General features: G+C 59.3%; 19 protein-coding genes. 9 read left to right on the forward strand and 10 right to left on the reverse strand.

All coding sequences use genetic code 11. The annotated features are described in order from the left end of the window. Positions 1-117: 117 nt before the first annotated feature. The 4 genes from WCT10_05630 to WCT10_05645 form a co-directional block, all read right to left on the reverse strand. Positions 118-2,349: a hypothetical protein gene (locus WCT10_05630; GenBank protein ID MFA6604279.1), complete on the reverse strand. Its 2,232-nt coding sequence runs from the start codon at positions 2,347-2,349 to the stop codon at positions 118-120. A 443-nt stretch (positions 2,350-2,792) separates the two neighbouring features. Further along, a complete protein-coding gene (locus WCT10_05635) occupies positions 2,793-3,227 on the reverse strand; it encodes a TipAS antibiotic-recognition domain-containing protein (GenBank protein ID MFA6604280.1) in 435 nt (144 codons plus the stop codon). A gap of 3 nt (positions 3,228-3,230) precedes the next feature. Continuing rightward, positions 3,231-4,700 carry an ATP-binding cassette domain-containing protein gene (locus tag WCT10_05640; GenBank protein ID MFA6604281.1) on the reverse strand — a complete coding sequence of 490 codons (1,470 nt, stop codon included), beginning with the start codon at positions 4,698-4,700 and terminating at the stop codon, positions 3,231-3,233. A 168-nt stretch (positions 4,701-4,868) separates the two neighbouring features. Beyond that, entirely contained in the window at positions 4,869-5,066 is a 198-nt protein-coding gene (locus tag WCT10_05645) for a cold shock domain-containing protein (protein MFA6604282.1), read from the reverse strand. Between the two features lie 290 nt (positions 5,067-5,356). On the opposite strand from WCT10_05645, the gene WCT10_05650 reads away from it, so the two are divergent. Continuing rightward, complete coding sequence (locus WCT10_05650) at positions 5,357-6,457, forward strand: hypothetical protein (GenBank protein ID MFA6604283.1); 1,101 nt, start codon at positions 5,357-5,359, stop codon at positions 6,455-6,457. 68 nt (positions 6,458-6,525) lie between these two features. On the opposite strand, the gene WCT10_05655 is transcribed toward WCT10_05650, so the two are convergent. Next, a complete protein-coding gene (locus WCT10_05655) occupies positions 6,526-6,795 on the reverse strand; it encodes a DUF2892 domain-containing protein (GenBank protein ID MFA6604284.1) in 270 nt (89 codons plus the stop codon). A gap of 216 nt (positions 6,796-7,011) precedes the next feature. Continuing rightward, positions 7,012-7,710, reverse strand: a complete 699-nt coding sequence (locus WCT10_05660) for a hypothetical protein (GenBank protein MFA6604285.1) — start codon at positions 7,708-7,710, stop codon at positions 7,012-7,014. Positions 7,711-7,957: 247 nt separating this feature from the next. On the opposite strand from WCT10_05660, the gene WCT10_05665 reads away from it, so the two are divergent. The 7 genes from WCT10_05665 (at position 7,958) to WCT10_05695 (ending at position 15,605) form a co-directional block, all read left to right on the forward strand. Continuing rightward, on the forward strand, positions 7,958-9,505 hold the full coding sequence (locus WCT10_05665; GenBank protein ID MFA6604286.1) for an ATP-binding protein: 1,548 nt from the start codon (positions 7,958-7,960) through the stop codon (positions 9,503-9,505). 152 nt (positions 9,506-9,657) lie between these two features. After that, positions 9,658-10,932 carry a phosphodiester glycosidase family protein gene (locus WCT10_05670; protein MFA6604287.1) on the forward strand — a complete coding sequence of 425 codons (1,275 nt, stop codon included), beginning with the start codon at positions 9,658-9,660 and terminating at the stop codon, positions 10,930-10,932. Positions 10,933-11,127: 195 nt separating this feature from the next. Then, the gene (locus WCT10_05675; GenBank protein ID MFA6604288.1) at positions 11,128-11,640 is read left to right on the forward strand and encodes a hypothetical protein; all 513 of its coding nucleotides are present in this window, start codon (positions 11,128-11,130) and stop codon (positions 11,638-11,640) included. 142 nt (positions 11,641-11,782) lie between these two features. Further along, positions 11,783-12,292: a hypothetical protein gene (locus WCT10_05680; GenBank protein ID MFA6604289.1), complete on the forward strand. Its 510-nt coding sequence runs from the start codon at positions 11,783-11,785 to the stop codon at positions 12,290-12,292. 190 nt (positions 12,293-12,482) lie between these two features. Further along, a complete protein-coding gene (locus WCT10_05685; GenBank protein ID MFA6604290.1) occupies positions 12,483-13,058 on the forward strand; it encodes an RNA polymerase sigma factor in 576 nt (191 codons plus the stop codon). Further along, positions 13,046-14,617: a hypothetical protein gene (locus WCT10_05690; protein MFA6604291.1), complete on the forward strand. Its 1,572-nt coding sequence runs from the start codon at positions 13,046-13,048 to the stop codon at positions 14,615-14,617. The genes WCT10_05685 and WCT10_05690 overlap by 13 nt, the downstream gene beginning before the upstream one ends. Positions 14,618-14,771: 154 nt before the next feature. Continuing rightward, positions 14,772-15,605, forward strand: a complete 834-nt coding sequence (locus WCT10_05695) for a serine protease (protein ID MFA6604292.1) — start codon at positions 14,772-14,774, stop codon at positions 15,603-15,605. A 61-nt stretch (positions 15,606-15,666) separates the two neighbouring features. On the opposite strand, the gene WCT10_05700 is transcribed toward WCT10_05695, so the two are convergent. After that, the gene (locus WCT10_05700; GenBank protein ID MFA6604293.1) at positions 15,667-16,266 is read right to left on the reverse strand and encodes a phosphatase PAP2 family protein; all 600 of its coding nucleotides are present in this window, start codon (positions 16,264-16,266) and stop codon (positions 15,667-15,669) included. Between the two features lie 158 nt (positions 16,267-16,424). Here WCT10_05700 and WCT10_05705 point away from each other — a divergent pair, with 158 nt between their 5' ends. Next, positions 16,425-17,141 carry a DNA alkylation repair protein gene (locus tag WCT10_05705; GenBank protein MFA6604294.1) on the forward strand — a complete coding sequence of 239 codons (717 nt, stop codon included), beginning with the start codon at positions 16,425-16,427 and terminating at the stop codon, positions 17,139-17,141. 42 nt (positions 17,142-17,183) lie between these two features. Here the strand turns inward: WCT10_05705 and WCT10_05710 are convergent, their stop codons facing one another. From WCT10_05710 to WCT10_05720, 3 genes are all read right to left on the reverse strand, one after another. Next, entirely contained in the window at positions 17,184-17,795 is a 612-nt protein-coding gene (locus WCT10_05710) for a hypothetical protein (GenBank protein ID MFA6604295.1), read from the reverse strand. A 183-nt stretch (positions 17,796-17,978) separates the two neighbouring features. After that, entirely contained in the window at positions 17,979-18,554 is a 576-nt protein-coding gene (locus WCT10_05715) for a hypothetical protein (GenBank protein MFA6604296.1), read from the reverse strand. 35 nt (positions 18,555-18,589) lie between these two features. After that, on the reverse strand, positions 18,590-19,708 hold the full coding sequence (locus tag WCT10_05720; protein MFA6604297.1) for a hypothetical protein: 1,119 nt from the start codon (positions 19,706-19,708) through the stop codon (positions 18,590-18,592). Positions 19,709-19,902 lie beyond the last annotated feature (194 nt).

Consider the following 19,902-nt stretch of genomic DNA (forward strand, 5'->3'; position numbering starts at 1 on the left):
GCGCCAGGCTGGCGCAGGGAATGGCGGCGAGGCCGATGCCGGCGAATACCACTGCTGCAATGATCAGGATGCGTTTCATCGTGTTCGTTTCCTTTCGTCGTTTCGTCCGAGACGCGGTTACTGACAGTTCGCGGCCCAGTCGCTCTGAGCGGCGAAGACCGACTGCGTTCCGGGCGTAAGGCCGAATTTGGTCTCTCCGATGTTATTACCCGGTTTGCAAGCGAGGATCTGGCTCGCGTTGCAGCCGTAGATGACCTCGTCGTCGCCCATGTGGTTCGGCCGGAGACCGGACGAAGGCACCGGACCGGCGAGGTTGGTGCCTGAGCAGAGATCATCAGCATCAAGCGCCCCATCCTGGTCGGAGTCTTTCCAGACCTCGATGGCAGTATGCAGAAGGCTGTCGAGCGAAATGGTCTGACCATTCGACGACAAGCAGAGCGCTACGTTGTGAAGCCCCAACGGATCAGATGGATTCGAGGGGTTGTCGCCGAGATCGCCGTTAACCGCGACTGTCGCACAGCTTCCTGCCGCTGGCAGAGACACGCGGGTTCCGCCAGAGCATTCTGAACCGCCGAACTGCGCGCCGCTCGTATCCTTGATGCAGACCTTGGAACCCGTTGCCGACGAGATGTCCACTGATACGGCTTTCGTCGCGCCTGGCGGCAGGATCGCATCGATCAATACCGCTGTGCGCAAGCCGGTGGAGTCTACCGTGATGACGACTGAAGATGCTCCGGACAGCGGTGTCGTACCCTGAGGCAGCGTGACTTGGTACGAACTGACGTCATTTTGTACGTTGGTATCCGTGATGGTGACCGTCGTTGAACCGTCGGGGTTCAACTGAAGCGACGTAGTGACATCAGGACCGCCGTTGACAGTGACCGGCACGCCGACAGGAGAATCGCCGAAAATGATCATTCGATCATTCAGCGAATCAACGCCGAACACCCGGTCATACATATAATCAACCGCGATACCGCCTTCACCGCCGCCGTAACTGCAGGCATTGGTGGTGCCGTTCGCCCGGACTCCGCAAGGAGCGTTGACCAAGCGGGGGCCGAAAGAGGGTTGGCCAAGAACAGTGATCGCTGGCTCGCCATTGGTGATGGAGCTGACATCGAAGACGCTCGTCCGGTAGTTCAACCAGTCATTGGCGTACAGCAGGTTGCGGACCGGATCGTAATCGAGGTAGGACGGCGCCCAGAAATTGCTCGCGGTATTGCCGAGAACATTCTGCGAGAACGCCGTTTGGCCGAGCACATTCACCGCCGGCATGCCGTCGGTGATGCCGTTCGACAGGTCGAAGACGGATACGCGCGCGCGAGAATACTGCGAGACGAAGAGCCGCTGGTGAACGTTGTCATAGACGACGTCCATCGGGACGGCCATGCCGCAGGCATTGGGCTGAGTCGTGCATCCGAACGCCGGATTCATGGTGTCCCGATACAGGTTGCCATTGTTGATCCGGTCGTCGTTCCCGGTCTGCAGGTTCGGCTGGCCGAGCACGTGCGCGGCTGGCATGCCGTCGGTGATGCCTCCGGCAAGTTCCCAGATCATGACGCGATGGTTGTATGAATCCGCCACGAACAATCGTTGGTTCTGACTGTCAAAACCAAGTCCGAAGGCGTCTTCGAGGCCGCAGGCGTTCACCTGCGTCGTACAGCCGAACGCGGCATTCTGCGTATTGGCAGCCGTATGGTAATTCGCTCCCGGCGCTGGACCACTTTGCAGGTTCGGTTGACCGAGCACATGCGCGGCCGGCATGCCGTTGGTGATGCCATTCGATAGCTCATACACCATGACGCGGGAATTTCCGTCGTCGAGCACGAAGAGGCGATCATTCACCTCATCATACGCGACGTCGTCAGGACGAAGCATGCCGCAGGCGTTGACGTCGGTGGTACAACCGAACGCGGGGTTTTTCGCATTTCGACCGTAATACGGCGCGCCGCTGATATCCCATCCGCCGCCGGACATATCCGGCCAGCCGAGCTCATACACGGCCGCCATGCCATTCTGGATCCCGCCATAGAGGTCATAGACCAAGACGCGTCCGTTGCCGAAGTCGGCAAGGAACACTCTGTTGTGAATGCGGTCATAGGCTACGCCACGCGGCTCGGCGATGCCATTCGCTCCCGTGGTTCCGCCGTAACGGCAGATCGGGTAGCAGGATGGATCATATGGCGCCGATCCTTGATCGAGACTCGGATGTCCGAGGACATTCGATGCGGGCATGCCGTTCGAGAGCACGAGTGCGCTCGCCACGGCTGAAGTGAAGATGATAACCGTTGTCGGCAACATCCATCGTTGCATGCGCCCTTTCAGGCGAGTGGTCTTTTTCGTAGACATGCAGCGTCCTTTCGTGTGATCAGGTTTGGGGATTTTCCTATTTTCCTGCGTCCGTATGCGCTACGACATCATCCCATCCTACTCATACTGTGCACCGTCCATTTCTCTCCTTTCAGTTGTAAATGAACATAAAAACAGGGAAGACCCTGTTCCGTGGCATCCGGCTATTCCGGATGTGCCAGGCATTGATATACAGGAATTCACTTCTACTGTCAAGGATTACTGGACTGAGAAGATAAAAAAATAATAGTGCGGGGTGCGGGAACGCAGGAGTGTGGGAGTTGGGAAGAGACGGAGTTTGGGAGAGACGGAGTCAGGGAGAGATGGAGTTTGGGAGATAGTCAGCCTCCAGCACTCCAGCACTCCAGCACTCCCCCACTCTCCGCCACATAACTCAAAAACCGGCTCTGAAAGCCGGTTTGCATCCGTCGTCGCTTTTTCACTCATTCCGCCGCGCAAGCCTCTTGCTGATCGCAAAACGCCAGCATCCCGGCTGACAAAAAAGCCGGCAGACCGGCGTGAAATTGTCCGTAAAAGTCAGTGAAGCGCTGGTCGGCGACATACATCCCGGCCAGGCCGCGATAGATCTGCGGCGTGCAGTCGTAGAAACGGTCGATGCTGGCGTGGTGCTTCGCGATCTCAGCCTGGACCTCCGGACTCGCCGGATCCTTGCCGGCCGTAAGGAGAGCTGTGAGCGCGCGCAAGTTCGCGTCAGTCTCCGCACCGATGCGCTGCCAGTCCTCTTTCGTGAACTTAGCGACGCGTTCGCGCGATTGGCGAAAAGCCTCGGTGCGGCCCCAGCGCGCCTCCGCTTCTTTTTCAAAACTCCGGAGCTGTTCTTCGGGCCGCTGGCCGCTGCTCGGTTGCGGATCACTCATAGATCAGAGCGCTCCCAGATCGATCGTCGTATCGATATGGATCTGAGACACGAATTCCGGAATATGACTCACCATCAGGAGCGCGCCCTCGTAAGCGTCGAACGCTTTGGCGATGACCGGCAGATGGCGGAAATTGATGTGGTTCGTCGGCTCGTCGAGAACGAGCAACCCCGGCTTCATGAGCACCAGACGGCAGAGCGCGAGCAGACCTTTCTGGCCCTCGGACAGACTCCTGACCTTGCTCGCGAGGATCCGGCCATCGAGCAGGAAGCCGGCCGCGGTCGAGCGTAATTTCTGTTCGTCCTTCTCTTTCATCACGGCGTCGAGCGCGTCGAAAGCGGTCTGCTCCGGATCGAAATTCGAGAGGTCCTGGCGGTAGTAGCCGACGCGCACGTCGCGGCCGATCGTCACGCCTTCGGCTTCGCCGGCGACGATCTTCTCGAGGAAAGTGGTCTTGCCGATGCCGTTCGGACCGGCGAGCAGGACGTGCGTGCCGCGGCGCAGGACGATATTGGCGTCCTTGGCGACAGCCTCACCGCCCTTGGTGATGCCGACCTTCATGATCTCCAAAACCTTGCCGCTGAACTCGTAATCGAATTCCTGCGCGGGAATCGTGAACTCGCGGATGGTCTTGTCCTCGCGGCGGACCTCGACCATGCTTTCCTCGGCTTCGGACGCCGCCTCGCGCATGCGCTTGGCGACGAGGCGCAGTTTGCCGCCTTTGTGCGCAAAGACCTCGGCCTGTTCCTTCTTGCGTTTGACCTCGGCTTCGGCGCGGGCGTTCTGCATGCGCTCGCGCTCGATGCGCTGGGCGATCTCCTCGACGACATTCAGATAGTTGCCGACGTACTGCTCGACCTTGCACGTCTGCGCGTCGAGATACAACACGCCGTCAGTGAAGGCGTTCAGGAATTCCGCATCGTGCGAGATCACGAGCACGGTCTTTTCGTACATCATCAGGAAGCCGGTCAGGTGTTCGATGCCGGCCTGGTCGAGATTATTGGTCGGCTCGTCGAGAAGCAGGATATCCGGATCCTGGATGAGCGAGTACGCCAAGAGCAGCCGCGCCTGCTCGCCGCCGGAGTGGACGCGGAGTTTTTTCGTGAGTTCGGTCTTGAGATTCACCGCGTCGAGCACGTCGGCGATGCGTTTGTCGAGGTTGTACGGCGCCGGCGCGGGAAACGCGGTCGCGAACCAGTCGCGGACCGCGAGGTCGAGCTGATCGGGCGCGATGACCTGGCGGGCGTGGCCGACCTTGGCGTCGGGCGGAGTCATGTGGATCGTGCCGGACTTGGGTTTGAGTTCGCCGAGAGTCAGCTTGAAGATCGTCGTCTTGCCGGCGCCGTTCTGGCCCATGAGCGCGATACGCATGCCGCGGCGCACGGAAAAACTGGCCTCATCCAGGATGGGCTTAGCTTCGCCATAGGCGAATTTGACCTCGTTGAAACGCAGGACGACGCTGTCATTCTCCATATCGCGCGTAGAATACGATATTTGCGGACGTTTGGCAATGGTGGGGGTGAGAGAGTGCAGGAGGGCTGGAGTGCAGGAGGGCTGGAGGGCTGGAGAGACGGAGTCAGGGAGAGATCGGATAAAAACAAAACCGCCCCAATTGCTTGGGGCGGGTTCGTTGTTCTGATCTTAGGCGCGGCGAACGTTCGCGGCGCGAGGACCCTTCGGAGAATCCTCGATGTCGAACGAGACCTTATCGCCAACCTGCAGCTCGGCGAAGGTGACCTCGACGAGGGCGGACTGGTGGAAGAAAACGTCCTTGTCCTGGCCATCCGGGGTGATAAAACCGAACCCCTTTTCGGTGATCGTCTTGATAGATCCGTTCATAGCATTACGCGTATGAGGATGAATAAGCCGACATCTCACGCATCCCCTCGCGGGGCTGAACTGTCTGGTGCCGACGTATGAACGTCAGCGGCCTGACCTGCGAAATATCGTTGATTACTTATATCACATCCGCGGTTAAATGTCAATGGCCCCGACCGGAATCAAGCCGCGAGCGGGCTTAAAAGTCTATTTTCTGGTTGCTTTACAGGATTTTTACCGCAAGGATCAGCTACGCGCCACACCACGGATGCTGGGCCGAATGGTATAATATATACGTAACCAAACGACCTATGAGACCAGGATTTCGAACCAACCTCGAGGCCTACGGAGAGATCGCCAAGGACGAGATGCGGCTGAAAGCGGCCGAGGACGAAACCGCCGAGAAAACCGATGCCGCCGCCCGCGAAGAAACCGAGCGCCTGGCGACGGTGCTGGATTGGCATGCAGAAAAACGCGCGGAAAAAAGCGGCACCAGCCAGGATATCCAATACGAGATCTTCGATATCCAGAAACGCAAGCAGAAGATCATGGCCCGCCTGAAGGAGGAGCTGCGCGAACTTGATCATCCGAGCGAACAAGAAACGGAACCAGCGCCGGACTGCCGACGCATCCGACAAGAGAACGGCCAACTGTTCTGGAAACGTGCCGACGGCAAAGACGTGCCCGTCACGGTCGGCGAGATCGTGACCGACCTCGCCTGGGGCATCGACTATGATCTCGACCGCGAGACCGTGCCGCGCCTCACGCGCAAGCGACTGCTCATCGAGCGGACCAAATACGAACTCGAGGATCTGCTCGACCTGCAGATCCTGACCGAAGAGATCGCGAGCGGCAACACGCATCCCGAACGCGTCCGGGCCTACGAGGCCCGCAAGACCGACCGCGAGACCGGCGAACCGCCGTTCGGCATCCTGGCCGAGAAGATCATGGTCCAATTTCTGCGCAAGCTTTCCATCGACCACAAGCTCGACTTCGATGTCACGAGCGCCGACATCTACCAGGACGTCACCCAAAAGATCGACTTCATCATCCGCCGCAACGTCCACAACCGCGGCGTGCGGCTCGAGGAAGGCGGACCAGAACTCGCGGCCAAGGGCGTCCAGTTCACGATGAACAACAACCGCGTGGTCCTGCGGCGCAAGGCCGAGCAGATCGAGAAGAGCAAACAACGGCTGTCCGAGGATGATCACATCGATGACATCATGCTCGTGGTCTTCGACTCGCGGACCCTGGGCGAGGCTTTCGACAAATGGCGGGCTGACCGGACGCCGGGCGGACCGGATCAATTCCTTGATCCGAAGCTGCGCAAACGGCTGTTCTTCGAGATGCTCGGCGGACTGGCCACGAACGAGGAACTTGAGGAACAGTGGTCGGGCGAACTGACGACCTGAAAAACGAAGGTCAAACCACAAAAAAAGACGACCAGGCCTCGCCCGGTCGTCTTTTGTTAGTGGAAATTTCAGGCTTGTTTCGGCGGTTCCTGGACCGGCGGCTTGGCCGCCACAGCTTCAGCTGGTGAGGAAGCGGCCGGAGCCGGCGTCTTGGACTTGCAGGTCGAAAGCCCAAGAAGCGAGTAGAGGCCGCAATAGCTGAAGAGGCCGGTCAAGAGCGGAATCAGGCCGATGAGCCCCCACCAACTCTTGAAATAAACTCCGACGCCGAGAATCGCAAGACCGAGAACGATCCGGATAGTCCGGTCGGCTCCGCCGACATTCTTCTTCATGCACATAAAAAGAAATAAAAAGATTGAATTAATTTGCGCTATTTATAGTATAGCACAACTGGGCGGTCCGTGCCCCGGCGCAACCTATCCCCCTTCCCCCTTCCCCCTCCGCCCTGCGGGGCTACGGGGGATTCGCGGATCTTAATATCCCGAGCTGACGCTCGGGATAAGACTAAGGTGACGAAAAAAACGAGCCCTCAGGGAGGGCTCGTCGAGACAGGCTCAAAGATCGATGATCCGCTGGTAGCAGGACTGGACGCGGTTCTGTCCGGCGCCGAGCGGGATGATCATGAGCATCCGCATCAGATACGACTTGCCGGCGACGAGCGTCGGCGAATTCGGATCAAGCTGATTCGCGCCCTGGCAACGCTGCCGACCATTCACCAGCTGATCGCTGGCCGGACAAGCGCCGTCGTTGCGCGCGCCGGTCTTCGACTGCCAGGAGATCGTCGAGTTCACGTACGGCAGGTAGCCGAGATAGAACGGATCCTCAACGCTGAAGTGGTACGGATCGAGTCCGTCCCAATTCATCCTGATCGCCGACCACAGCGTCGTCGGGATCGTCCAATTCTCGGACGGCACCTGGTCGGTCACCGGAGCGCCAGTGCTCTGGAAGTAGTACTCCATGTCGCCGTTAGCCGAGGCGTTGTCAATCTCCCAAACGTAGAAGCTGTTGACCCCGTAGGTGTTGCCGACCGGCCAGAAGGTCGAGACCGCGTTGCCGGAAGCGACGCTCCCGTCGAGCTGTTCGCAAGCGACCCAGCTGGAGCCGCCGCCGCCACCTCCGCCTCCACCGCCACCACTGCCGACATCGGTATCGGTGTTGTTCGGATCGAGATCAAGACCGCAACCAGCGAGAGCTGCGGCGAACATCGCCGCCACGAGCACCGAAGCGCGAACGTTCCATTTTGTAAGGTTCATGTCCACTCCTCCTTGTTAAAGGGACGGGTCATGATACTCCAAAAATGAGCCAAAGTCAAGGTCTGACCCCTTGGGGCGACATTCTATAGGGGAAAGTGCTGGAGAGCTGGAGAATTGGGCAAAAGGGACTGTCCCCTTTCCATGTAGTATATGAAAATCCGAAGATGGCTGGTTCTGTTTGAATGCGATATCCGCCGCCGCCTTATCCTGATATAATGATATAGAAGCTCACCCCAACTACCCAGCCATGACCGCACCAACACCGCAAAATAAGGCGGAAAAACCGGCTCGCGCCAGAAAACCGATCTTCAAGACCTTCTCTTCCCGGGTCAATTTTACCGTGGTCCTGACCGGACTGCTTTTAGCCGGTGATGCGATCTTGGGACTGTTATGGATCAGACCCACGATCGGCTCGGACCTGGCGGCCGCAGTGATGACGGGCGTCATCGCGTTCATCGCCGTCTGGCTGGGCAGCGTCGTCGGCGATCTGCTCATCGCCCGCCGCTCCCGCCGACTCGCCCACGCCATCCGCGAGGTCGCGGAGAATGGCGCGGATCCGGCCCGGCTCCCCTACGGTCTGGGCGAACTCGACGGCCTCACGATCTATTTCGACCAACTGGCGCGCGACCTCAAAAAAAGCCGCGAGACGCTCGAAGAAAAAGTCCGCGCCCGGACCTCGCTTCTGGAACTCAATGAAGGTCTGACCGAACTTCAGAAAGCGCGCATCGAGGCCCTGCTCGCAAGCATCGGCGAAGGCGTGGCCGCCACCGACCGCGACGGCAAAATATCTTTCATAAATGACGCCGCCCGCCGGAACATGTGGTGGCGGTCGAGCGAGGTGACCGACGTGCCGATCCATTCCGTCTTCCGGCTGGAGGACGAAAAAGAGAATATCGTCCCGCAGGAGCAGTGGCCCACGCGCGAGGTCATCGAGACCGGACGGACCGTCAACACCTCCGCGCCATCCCGCCCCTTCTACCTGCGCCGACCGGACATGACCCGCCTGCCGGTCAAGCTGACCGTCTCGCCGGTCAAACTGAACACCGACGTCGTCGGCGCGATGGTCATCATGAGCGATATCACCAGCGAGGTCGAATTCGACAAGGCTAAGTCCGAATTCATCTCAGTCGCCTCGCACCAGCTCCGCTCGCCGTCGGCGGCCATCAAAATGGTGGCGGAAATGCTCCGCAAGGGCGACTTCGGCGCGCTCACGGACACGCAAAAGACCTGGATGGACAAACTCTACCAGGGCACCGAAAACCTGATCGTCCTCGTGAACGAGCTTTTGAACGTCTCACGCCTCGACGCTGGCCTGAAGATGGATCTGGTATCCACGGATATCGCGGCTTTCATGAATGGCGTACTCAAACTTACCGAGACCTGGCTGCTCGAGAAAAAACAGACGATCATCTTCCAGCCGCCCACCCTGCCACCGGTCACCTTCGACAACTTCATGATCACCGAAGTGCTCAAGAACCTGATCTCTAACGCCAGCAAGTATTCGCCGGAAGGAGCCGCAATCACGATCATGACGACATCCGAAGGCGAGGGTGTCCGTATCTCGGTCCAGGACCAGGGCATGGGTATCCCGCCGGCCGACCGCGAAAAGATGTTCGGAAAATTCTTCCGGGCCGAGAACGCGGCGAAGAGCGCCATCAAAGGCACTGGCCTCGGGCTGTACTATTGCCGCACGGCGGTCGAGAAGCATGGCGGCAGGATCGGCTTTGATTCAGTCGAGGGCCAAGGTTCGACTTTCTGGTTCTGGCTGCCGACCAAGCCGGTGGAGAAGAAATAAAAAATGTGAGAGTGCTGAAGTGCAGGAGTGGAGGAGTGTGAAAGATCCAAATATCTCCCCCGACTTCGTCACTCCAGCACTCCGTCTCTCATCAAAGCGCTCCGGCGCTTTTTTGCGATCCAGCCGCCGCCAAGGTGTACAATGGAAGATATATGAATATGCGCTTACTCTCGCTCATCGTACCGCTGGCGCTAGCGGTCGCAATGTCTCCCCTGCCATCTTCAGCCGCGGCCGGACCCGGCAGCCTGATCAAACTGGGTTGCCCGGCCGGAGCCGGCGCAAATCACCCCTGCCGCGCCGTCTACTACTGGGGCGGCGACGGCAAACGCCATGCCTTCCCTAATGAGCGGACCTATTTTTCCTGGTACGCGGATTTCAGCGCGGTCCAGACAGTCGACGCAACAGCCCTTGCCAGCCTGATGCTCGGTCCGAACATCACCTATCGCCCCGGCCTGCGCCTCCTGAAGTTCCCCTCTGAGGGCAAAGTTTACGCCGTGGCCCGTGGCGGCGAACTGCGCTGGATGGCCACGGAAGCCGCGGCGGCGAACTCCTATGGCAGTGATTGGAACCGGAAGATCGACGATCTGTCCGAGGCTTTCGCCGGCGATTATCGGATAGGCACTATCATCAACACCGCGGCGGACTACTCAGCCGCGGCTGAACTCGCCGCCGCGCCGACGATTGACGCCGACGCTGGAGCGACCTACGAATCCCGCCGGATATCCACGCCAACCGGTGCGTTCGACGTCCAGATCATCACGCTTGATCGGACCAGATATAAAATGAAAAGTCTGGTCGATGCCGCCGCGGATTGCTCGAACGATTGCGCCGCCAAACCGCTTGCGGACTACGCCAAAGCGGCTGGCGCAGGCATCGCCATCCATGGCACTTACTTCTGTCCGCCGGATTACGCGGATTGCGCCGCGAAGACCTATTCTTTCCTCTGGCCAGTCTACGATTCGAGCCGCGCCGTCATGCGCAACGCCGACAACATCAAATTCCACGAAGCGCCGATCATCGCCTCCTACGCCGACGGCAGCCTGAAATATTACCGGCGCGCCAATGCTTACGCTTCGCTCGCGGCGTTCGAGGCCGCCTATGGTTCAAAGATCGAAGCCGCGATCGCCAATTATCCCGGACTCGTTGACGGCGGCGTCTCGGTCGTCGAATCCGAACCGCGGTTGGAGAGCGCACAACGGACCGTCAAAGGCACTCGCGGCGGCATCGGTTTCAATGACCAGAAAATTTTCCTCGCGATCGCCAAGAGTGCCACAGTCATCGACCTCGCGAACATCATGCTGGCGCTCGGCGCGACCGAAGCCCTGAACCTCGACGGTGGCGGCAGCTCGGCCCTGATCTACGGCGGCGTCTATAAGACCGGACCGGGCCGCCTCCTGCCGAACGCGCTCGTCTTCGTCAGACGTTAGGTACGGAGAGATGGAGTTTGGGAGAGACGAAGTCACGTCGCTCGCGAGCAACGTGACGTGATCAGGGGATGATGAAGCACTCCAGCACTCCCTCCCATACCCGCCAATTGACATTGGCCTATTATTTTGGAAGAGTTGCGCCATGCCGCCTGGCGGCAACATTTCCGAAACCGTTCTTTCCCAAAGGAGAATGCGATGAAAAAGATCCTGTTCTTGCTAGCCGGCTTGCTCGCAGCTAGCTGCGCCACCACGGCCACGCCACCCGCAGCCGCTGAACCAGCCGAACAATGGTTCGTCTACAATGTGCCTGCTAATTGGGTAGAGGCCGCTATCACCCAAGAGACGCCAGCCGACGTCCGACAGCCGCTCATGTCCCTGCGCAACCTGCGTACCGGCGCCGAAATCGTGGGCGACGCGATCAACTACGGCGACAGGACCATCGATGAAGTAGCCATGCAGATCTACATCAGACTGAACACCGAAGATGTTCTCTGTACGCCGATCTCGTTCGAAGGCAACCGCGCCAATTTCAAACTCACGCTCTATCACGAGAGCGGCGAGATCTGGCGCGGCAAGGTCGTGGTCATGCGACTCCCCGGCGCACCGCCGAATGTGGTCTTCATCGCCACCAGCCGCTGGCCCAGCGAGTACGATCTCCAGATGGCGGCTGAATTCGACGCCATCATCTCCTCCGCCGCAATCAAGTAACCGGCCGAACCTCGACCCCGCTCCTGCGGGGTCTTTTTTTCGTTGAGTAATTGTTTGACACCGATCAGCAATTCTGAAAAAGTACTGCCAAGCCGCTTGGCGGCGCCAATATTGAGATTGCCCTTTCCCAAAGGAGAACGCGATGAAAAAGGCTCTGTTCTTGTTGGCCAGCTTGCTCGCAGCAAGCTGCGTCATCACCCCGCAACCTCAGGCCGCGGAGTCAACCAATCGATGGTTCACTTGCAATCTGCCTGTCGGATGGACACAGATTGTCCCCGCCCCAGGGACTCCAACCAATGTCCGACATCCGCTGATGTCTCTGACCAATCCGCACACTGGGGCCGTGATCATTGGCGACGCTTTTGACGCCGGTGACTACACCCTCGAGGCAGTGGCTGCGGATGTCTATGCCAAAACGAACAAGCAAGGCGTCCTCTGCACGCCAATCACAGATAGCGTCAACCGCTCCATTTTCAAGATCACGTTCTACCGCGATACCGGCGAGATCTGGAGCGGTCGAGTCGTCATCATGCGACTTCCCGGCACGACGCCAAACATAGTCTTCATTGCCCAAGGCTTCTGGCCCGACGGGTACAGCATCGAATCCGCCATCGATTTCAATACCATCATCTCCTCCGCCGCAATCAAGTAACCGGCCGAACCTCGACCCCGCTCCTGCGGGGTCTTTTTTTTGCCGACTGCGGAATACCCCCCGATCCTGGCCACGTCGGTCGAGACCGACATGGCTTGCCGCGACCAGCCGCCTGTTACCATTCGGCCCCGGTTTCGTTATATAGTATGGATAGCCGCGGGCTCCGCGGCACCGACTCAACCCCAAAAACATGACCGACGGACTTGAACGCGGCCTCGCCGCCCGCTGCCGGCAAGGCGATGCCAAAGCTTTCGGCGAACTCTACGATCTCCATTTTCGGAAGATCTATGATTTCATCTACTACAAGACCCATCACCGCGAGACCGCCCAAGATCTCGCGAGCGAGACTTTTTTCAAAGCGCTGAAAAGCATCAGCAGCTTCGACCCGGACCGCGGCAGCTTCTCCTCCTGGATCTACCGGATCGCCCGCAACACCGTCACGGACCATTACCGGACCAGCCGCGCGCACCTGAACATCGACGACGCCTGGGACCTGGCCTCCGGCTCCGACACCGCCGCCGACGTCGACGCGCTGATGAAGGTCAGCGCCGTCCGCGAAGCGCTCCAGCGCCTCAAACCGGAACAACGCGACATCGTCATCCTGCGCGTCTGGCAGGAGTTGAGCTACCAGGAGATCGCCGCCGCGCTCGGCAAAAGCGAGGCCAGCTGCAAGATGTCCTTCTCGCGCTCCGTCCGCGAACTGCGCGCCAGCCTGCCTTTGAATTTATTAATCGCCTTACTCCTCCCCGCCCTATGGAACCGCTGATCAAAGAAATATTGGCCGATCTCTACCGGATCGACCCGGAACTCAAGACTCACGAGGCCGAGCTGGCCAAACTCGTCAGCCGGCTGCTCGCCGCCAGGCCAGACGCCGACCTCGACGAAAAATTCCGGCAGGAACTGCGTGAGCGGCTGCTCGCCGAATTCGCGGCTTCGCGCCGGGAAAAACGTTCACTGGCAGCCGGGCTCGCGCGTTTCTTCGCGGCCAACCGGTTCGGCCTGGCCGCCAGCGGCACGCTCGCCGCGGTGATCATCGCGGTCGCACTCCTCTACTCCCCGACCGGCGCGCCAGTGCTCACGCCGACGACCGGCGACACTCTGGCGCTCGGCCCGCGGATCACCCCGGCCGCGGACCACGCTTTCGGTTCGCTCGCGCTGACGACGGGTAATGACGCGAGTAACGCCAGCATCCGACAGAGCAGCAGCGCTCCGACTCCTCTTGCAGCGTCGGCAACTTCAGAAATTGCGCCCCTCGGCCTGGGCGGCGGCGGAGCCAGCGGAGTCCCCGGACTGAAGATGATCGCTCCGGACATGATGCCGTCCTACATCCAGCCGACGCGCTACCGTTTCAACTATACCGGCGAACTGGCCGCGCCCGCAGCCCAGGTCGAGATCCTGAAACGGGATACATCCCTCGACACCGGCGCACTCACGACCATCTTCGCCAAGCTCGATCTCGGCCTCATGAATTTCGCCGAACTCCGGAACCTCGCGGTCCAGAACATCAACCTGGTCGAGGACCGCGACTTCGGCTATCAGATCAGCCTGAATTTCGACGACGGCTCCATCTCCATCAATCAGAATTGGAACCGCTGGCCGCAGACCAGACAAGACTGCGCCGCGGGGCAGGATTGCTCGCCGCCGCGAGTCCGGCAGGAAGATATCCCGGCTGACGAAGAGCTGATCCGCATCGCGGCCGAATTCGCCGGCCGGCTGGGCATCTCGACCGACGCTTACGCCGCGCCGAAAGTCGACAGCTCTTGGCGGCGCTGGTATGCGCAAGCCGAAAACAAAGCAGACTACTGGTTCCCGGAACAGGTGTCCGTCAATTATCCACTGCTCGTGAACGGCAAGAAGGTCTACTACAATGACGGCCGCGAAGCCGGCCTGTCGATCTCGATTGACGTGCGGGCGCGGCGGGTCACGAACGTGAGCCCGATCTATTCCCAGCGCTATCTCAGTTCCGCTTACGCCGGCGAGACCGACCCGGCCCGCATCCTCGAAGTCGCGGCCCAGGGCGGCATCATGCCGTACTACGGCGGCGGCGAAGAAGCCAAGGTGATCGACGTCAGCCTCGCCGAACCGGAGTCGGCCTACTACTGGCACTGGAGCTATCAGAACGGCCGCTCGGAAAGTCTGCTCGTTCCGGCGCTCGTCTTCCCCGTGCCGTCAGCGAGCGAGGACAGCAGCCTGTATCTGGAAAAAGTAGTGGTTCCGCTGGCTAAGGAAATTCTGGACCAGGCGGGACAGAACGCTGGGCCGATGCCGTATCTCCTGAAAGGCGGCACCGCGACCACGACAGCCGAACCAGCAGCGACCAAATAAACCTCTGACGACAAAAAGACCGCCGGATCCGTCCGCGCGGTCTTTATATTTCATTGACGGCACAGCTATCGGACAACAAGCCAACAAACATGAACACTGGTCGTAAAATTGACCGGACGCCGACAATCTGATAATCAACCTCTAGGAGGACCAGATGAAATCCAAAACACTGAGTTCTTTACGCCAATTGATTCCGCTCTTTACCTCTTTAACTCTGACAGGCTATGCCGCCGCGCAACCAGTCAGCGACTCGCAAACGATCCCGTCAGACCCAGGCACGATTTGTGCCGATGCCCCGAACGACCCCTTGAGGGCGCGGGAGTGCGACCGCCGGCTCAATGCCCATATCAAGCGGAACATCGCCGCCACGGTCAGGATCACGCCTTTCATCTATTCGGAAAAAAACGGCACCGAATCAGGCGAGGGTACTGGCATCCTGATCGACAAGCTAGGGCATGTTCTCACGGCATACCACATCGTCGAAGGCGCGGAATACATCATCGTGACCATGCGTCGATCCAACACCCGACCCGATACTGAAGTCATCTCGTCCAGATCTGTGCCGATGGAGATCGTCCAAACCGACACAGAACACGATCTCGCGATCCTTCGTCCCAGACACGCCGAAACCATTGATCTCGCCATGACGCCGGCCGCGGACTGGAAACCGCAGATAAACGAACTGCTCTGGCACTTCGGCCAGAAAACGGTCAGTAATTGCGGACGCATCTCCGTGTGGCCAGTCCAGGCCCTGAACGTTCACGGACTCGTGGCACTTAAGACCCAAAGCAACGAAAGCGACTTCGGCGGACCGATCGTAACCCTTGATGGCAAACTGGTCGGTATCATCCTTTCGAACGACAAAGATCGAGGATTGACTTTCTTCCTGCCCATCCAGGCAGCTCTACCGCTTCTTGAACGACAGATTGCGGCTGAAAATACCGAGGAACTGGAAGCACTGGATCGCTGCTATCGGACCAACCGATAAACTTAAACCCCTTTTTTACAAAGGGGTTTTCTTGTCTGCAAATTTCAGGCCAAAGCGATACTCAAGTCAGAGTGCTGACGAAATAAAGGCTGACCGATGCCACCAAGATGCCGCTCATGACATCGGCGATGATATGCTGTTTGAGGAACAGCGTCGAAAAGACGATTGCGACCGTCAGTGAAACCAGCACCGGAAAAGCTCCGGGCAGGATGATCCAGGCCCAGTAAGCGCAAAAAACCGAATACGCCACGTGCAGGCTGGGAAAAGTGTTATACGGCTGGTCGAACCAGTAGATGAAAGACGTGAGCCGGGAAAAAATTCCCCGACCGATCCGGTCCGGACGCGGCACGTGAGTCTGACAATAAAGATAGATCATGGCGGCCGCGGTCTGGATGGCCAGGGCCGAAGCGGCGATCGCCAGATAATATGGCGTCTTCATGATGCCGTAACCGACGATCAGGAAAAGATAAGGAAAATACAGCAGGTACGGGATGCTGAAAGCCGGCAAGAACGGGATCCGACCGTCGAATTTCGTGATCAGCAGGTGAATCTGTTTGCGCGGCCGGTTCAGAAGACCATAAAGACCGAAGCTCAGGAAAACCATGAGCACCAGCAGGAAACGGAACCAGATGTTGGCGACGACGGCGTCGAAGATGGGCATAGGGTAGCGGCGGCCGCGGCGCGCGGCGACCACCTATCGTATACCATGCCGGACGCTTTATTGAAAGCGACTAGCTGTGAATAATGTTTCAAGAATAAGACCGGGCGCGCCGCCGCTCTGGCCCGGCGGCGGCCGATCCGTTATCATGCGGATGACCTATGACGAAGATCAACATCTTACCCGCGATCGAACAAGACCTGCGTTGCGCGGCCGATCCGGCCAAAGCCCTAGTTTTGCTACGTTTTTTTAAAACCGGTCCCGGAGAGTACGGCGAGGGCGACACTTTCCTCGGCATCGTCGTCCCCGAGATCAGGAAGCTGGTCAAAAAATACGCCAGCCTGCCGCTGGGACAGGTGCAGCGGCTGTTGCGATCGAAATACCACGAAGCACGGCTGCTGGCGCTCCTGATCCTGGTCCGGCAATTCGAGCGCGGCGGCGAAACCGCGCGAAAAAAGATCTTCGACCTGTATCTCGCAAACACCGGCCGGATCAACAACTGGGACCTAGTGGATCTCTCGGCGCCGAACATCGTCGGCGAATATCTGCTCGACCGGCCCAAGAAGACTCTGCTCGAACTCGCCGGTTCCCAGTCATTGTGGGAGCGGCGCATCGCGATGCTCGCGACGTTCGCGGAGATCAAACGCGGCCGGCCCGACACGGCGCTGCGCCTCGCCAAAAAATTATTGCGCAACGACCACGACCTGATCCGCAAAGCCGTCGGCTGGATGCTGCGCGAGGTCGGCAAGCGCTGCTCGCAAAAAACGCTGGAAGATTTCCTCGACCGACACGCCGCCGAGATGCCCCGGACCATGCTGCGCTACGCCATCGAAAGACTGCCAACACGGCAGCGCCGACGCTATCTGGCGGCGCGCTGAATGAGCGGCGCTGAACAAAGAACGACCCCGGACGGGGCCGTTCTATTCATTTATGGGACGAGGCGCGACCCGACGCTGGGCCAAGAAGCCGACCGCGGCGTGCATCACCAGGGCCAGCAGCGGATAGACCAGATCAGTGATCAGCCCCTGCCAGCGCAAGAACACCGCCATCACGAGCAAAAGATAGGCCGACGCCCACAAGAACCACGGCAGGGGCCGCTCCTTCGACGGGTCGCGCCAGACATCGCGGTAGGTCGGCAGGAACGAGACCAGAAAAGCCAGCTGCAGCACCAGGTTGGCGAAGGAGGCGCTGCGATAGAACCACCAGACCAGGACGGCAGCGACGCCAATGGCCAATGCCGCGAGATCGACGCCGGCTAAGGGCGACAGTGTGCCTCTAACCAGCGCGTAGACGAGGGTCGCGATACAGGCCAGAGAACCCAGCACCGGCAGTATCGCCTTGACCCAATCCTGGCCGGCAAAGAAATAGGTCAGGCAGTTCAACGTGGCTACGAAGGCCCAGATGGTCCAGGTGGCGGCGTTGGGCCGGGACTCGCCGCGCAGCAGCTGGCGATTATAGACGGCAAAAGCGACGAGGTGGACTACCCCGGCCATTGATCCCAAGATTACTCCGAGCAGAGACAATGTGATCATGATGATGGCATCAGATGAATATTTTATCTTAAAATGCGGATAAAATTCAAGGTCTCATCCCTTCTGATCAGCCTCGTCATTTATTGAATTGGCGGCACGAAATGATGCTGGCCTGGCAAAAAAAAGACCGCCCCGCAGACATGCGGGACGGTCCAGTGAGCGAAAGAACTCTCGCGGCCCGACCTACTCTGCGGCCGGAACCTTCTTCTTGTTGAAGACATCGACCTCGTCGGACTTCTTGTCCTTGAAGGTGTCCTGGGTCTCGTCCGAAGTGACGATGTCGTACTCGTCGAGGTCGATCTTCGGGAAGCCGAAGAGCCAACCGACGAACAGAGCGCGATTGCCCTGAAGCACGACCTCGTACTCGCGCTTGATGTCCAAGAGCTGTTGCTGCTCGGCCATGAACGAATTGCGACCAGCCTCGATCGCCGCCTGCAGCTTGGTGTAGAGCGACGCGTCGAGCTGCGGGTTCTGTTCCTTGATGAACTGGAACAGCGCCTTCGAGCCGTCCGCGCCGTAGCGTCCGCGCATGGTGTCGCCCCAGATATTCTTCATGTCCTCGACGTACTGTCCGGGGACCTGGGCCATCTCCCTGAACTTCTTCCACATGTTGTCGTAGTTGTTCTGGTTCTGCTTGTACTGCGTCTTGATGCGGGCCTCGAGCCGGACGCAGTCCGACCGATAACCCAGCGCGGTGCCGAAGAACACGACGACGAGAAGCGCAAACACTGCTCCGATGCCGATGAAAGCTGCCTTCATTGTCTTCTCCTTTGCGATCAGGTTGTACTGCGGGTTCAACGACGATAGCGGCCGCCGAAACGATCATCCCGGCCATCGCCGAACGGATCCGCGATCCAGAAGTGGACCTGCAGGCCGATGGAGATTAGGCATCCGAGAATGCCCAGGAACCACAGCGCCCAGCGAGGCGGTTCAAGGGTCGACTTCAGATAGTCAAAGTCGGCCCAGGGCCGCCGGACGAACTTGGCGGCGACCTCTTCCTGGACGATTTCCAGGATCTTGCTGCCGTCGAACGTCTTGAGATCGAGGATGCGGTCGCGGATAGCGATCTTCACGTCCTCGTTCTTGGTCCAGGAAACGACCCCGGCCCAGGCGATATCCTGGCGGTCGGGTGCTTCCGGCATCGCGGCGAGACCAATGACGACGATCACGTCGTTCTTCTTGCCGCCGAGCCAGGTCTCACGGATCGCTTCAAGGTAACTCTGGTCGCTCTCGCCGACGGCGATGACGATGATGTTGACCTCTTTAGCGCGTCCGAGCTTGGCATTGATCTCCGAGAGCCGCTGGTTGAGCCGCGCGACGCCGGATAATTTCACACCAACCGTCAGGAACCGGTTCGCCCGGTAGTAGTCGTAGACCGTCGGATAGGACGGCAGCTTGCCGGCGAAACGCTCGGCCGCGCCGGTGCGGCGCAGGATCGAGTCCGGATTGCCCTTGATATAGTTGGTGTAACCATGCTCGACGGCCGTCGGTTCGCCGATGACGATGGTGTTCCAGCGGGCCGGAGCGGACGAGTTCGGGGCGTTGCAACCGTTGGAGTAGATGCCTTCGCCATTCGAAGACTCAGCGTTCCAATTGATGTCGCGGCTGTGCCGATAGCAAGTATCCCAGCAGGTGCTGCAACTCCCCTTGGAATCGCAATTGCAGGGGTGCGGATTGCAAGGATAGCTATGGCAGCAATGCTGCGTCCCTTGCCACTTCTTCGCCACGACGCCGTTCCAGAGTTCGGTGTCGGCGGTCATGCCGCTGAAGGCGATGAAATATCCGGACGCGATGATGATGATCACCACGGCCTCGTGAACGAAAAATTCCTTGAGCGTGACCCGGCCCTTGCTGAACAGCAAGCCGCCGAGGCCCAGGATCACCGGGACCAACAACAACCCGAACAGGACCATGTGGTTCTCCTTTCTGAAGAGCACGAAATGAATTTTCAAGGTTCAGGCCGACCTTGGGCCGACACGGCAAAATACGCCCGCTGGCGACATTTGTCAATACGAAAACACCCGCCGACAGCGGGTGCTCCTGAACTTTAATTCACGGTCCCGGCGCGCCTCAGATCTCGGCCAGCAGCACCACGTAATTCTTGCCA

It is taken from the genome of Patescibacteria group bacterium (genome assembly GCA_041667185.1).
GTDB lineage: Bacteria > Patescibacteriota > Patescibacteriia > SG8-24 > SG8-24 > JBAYFM01.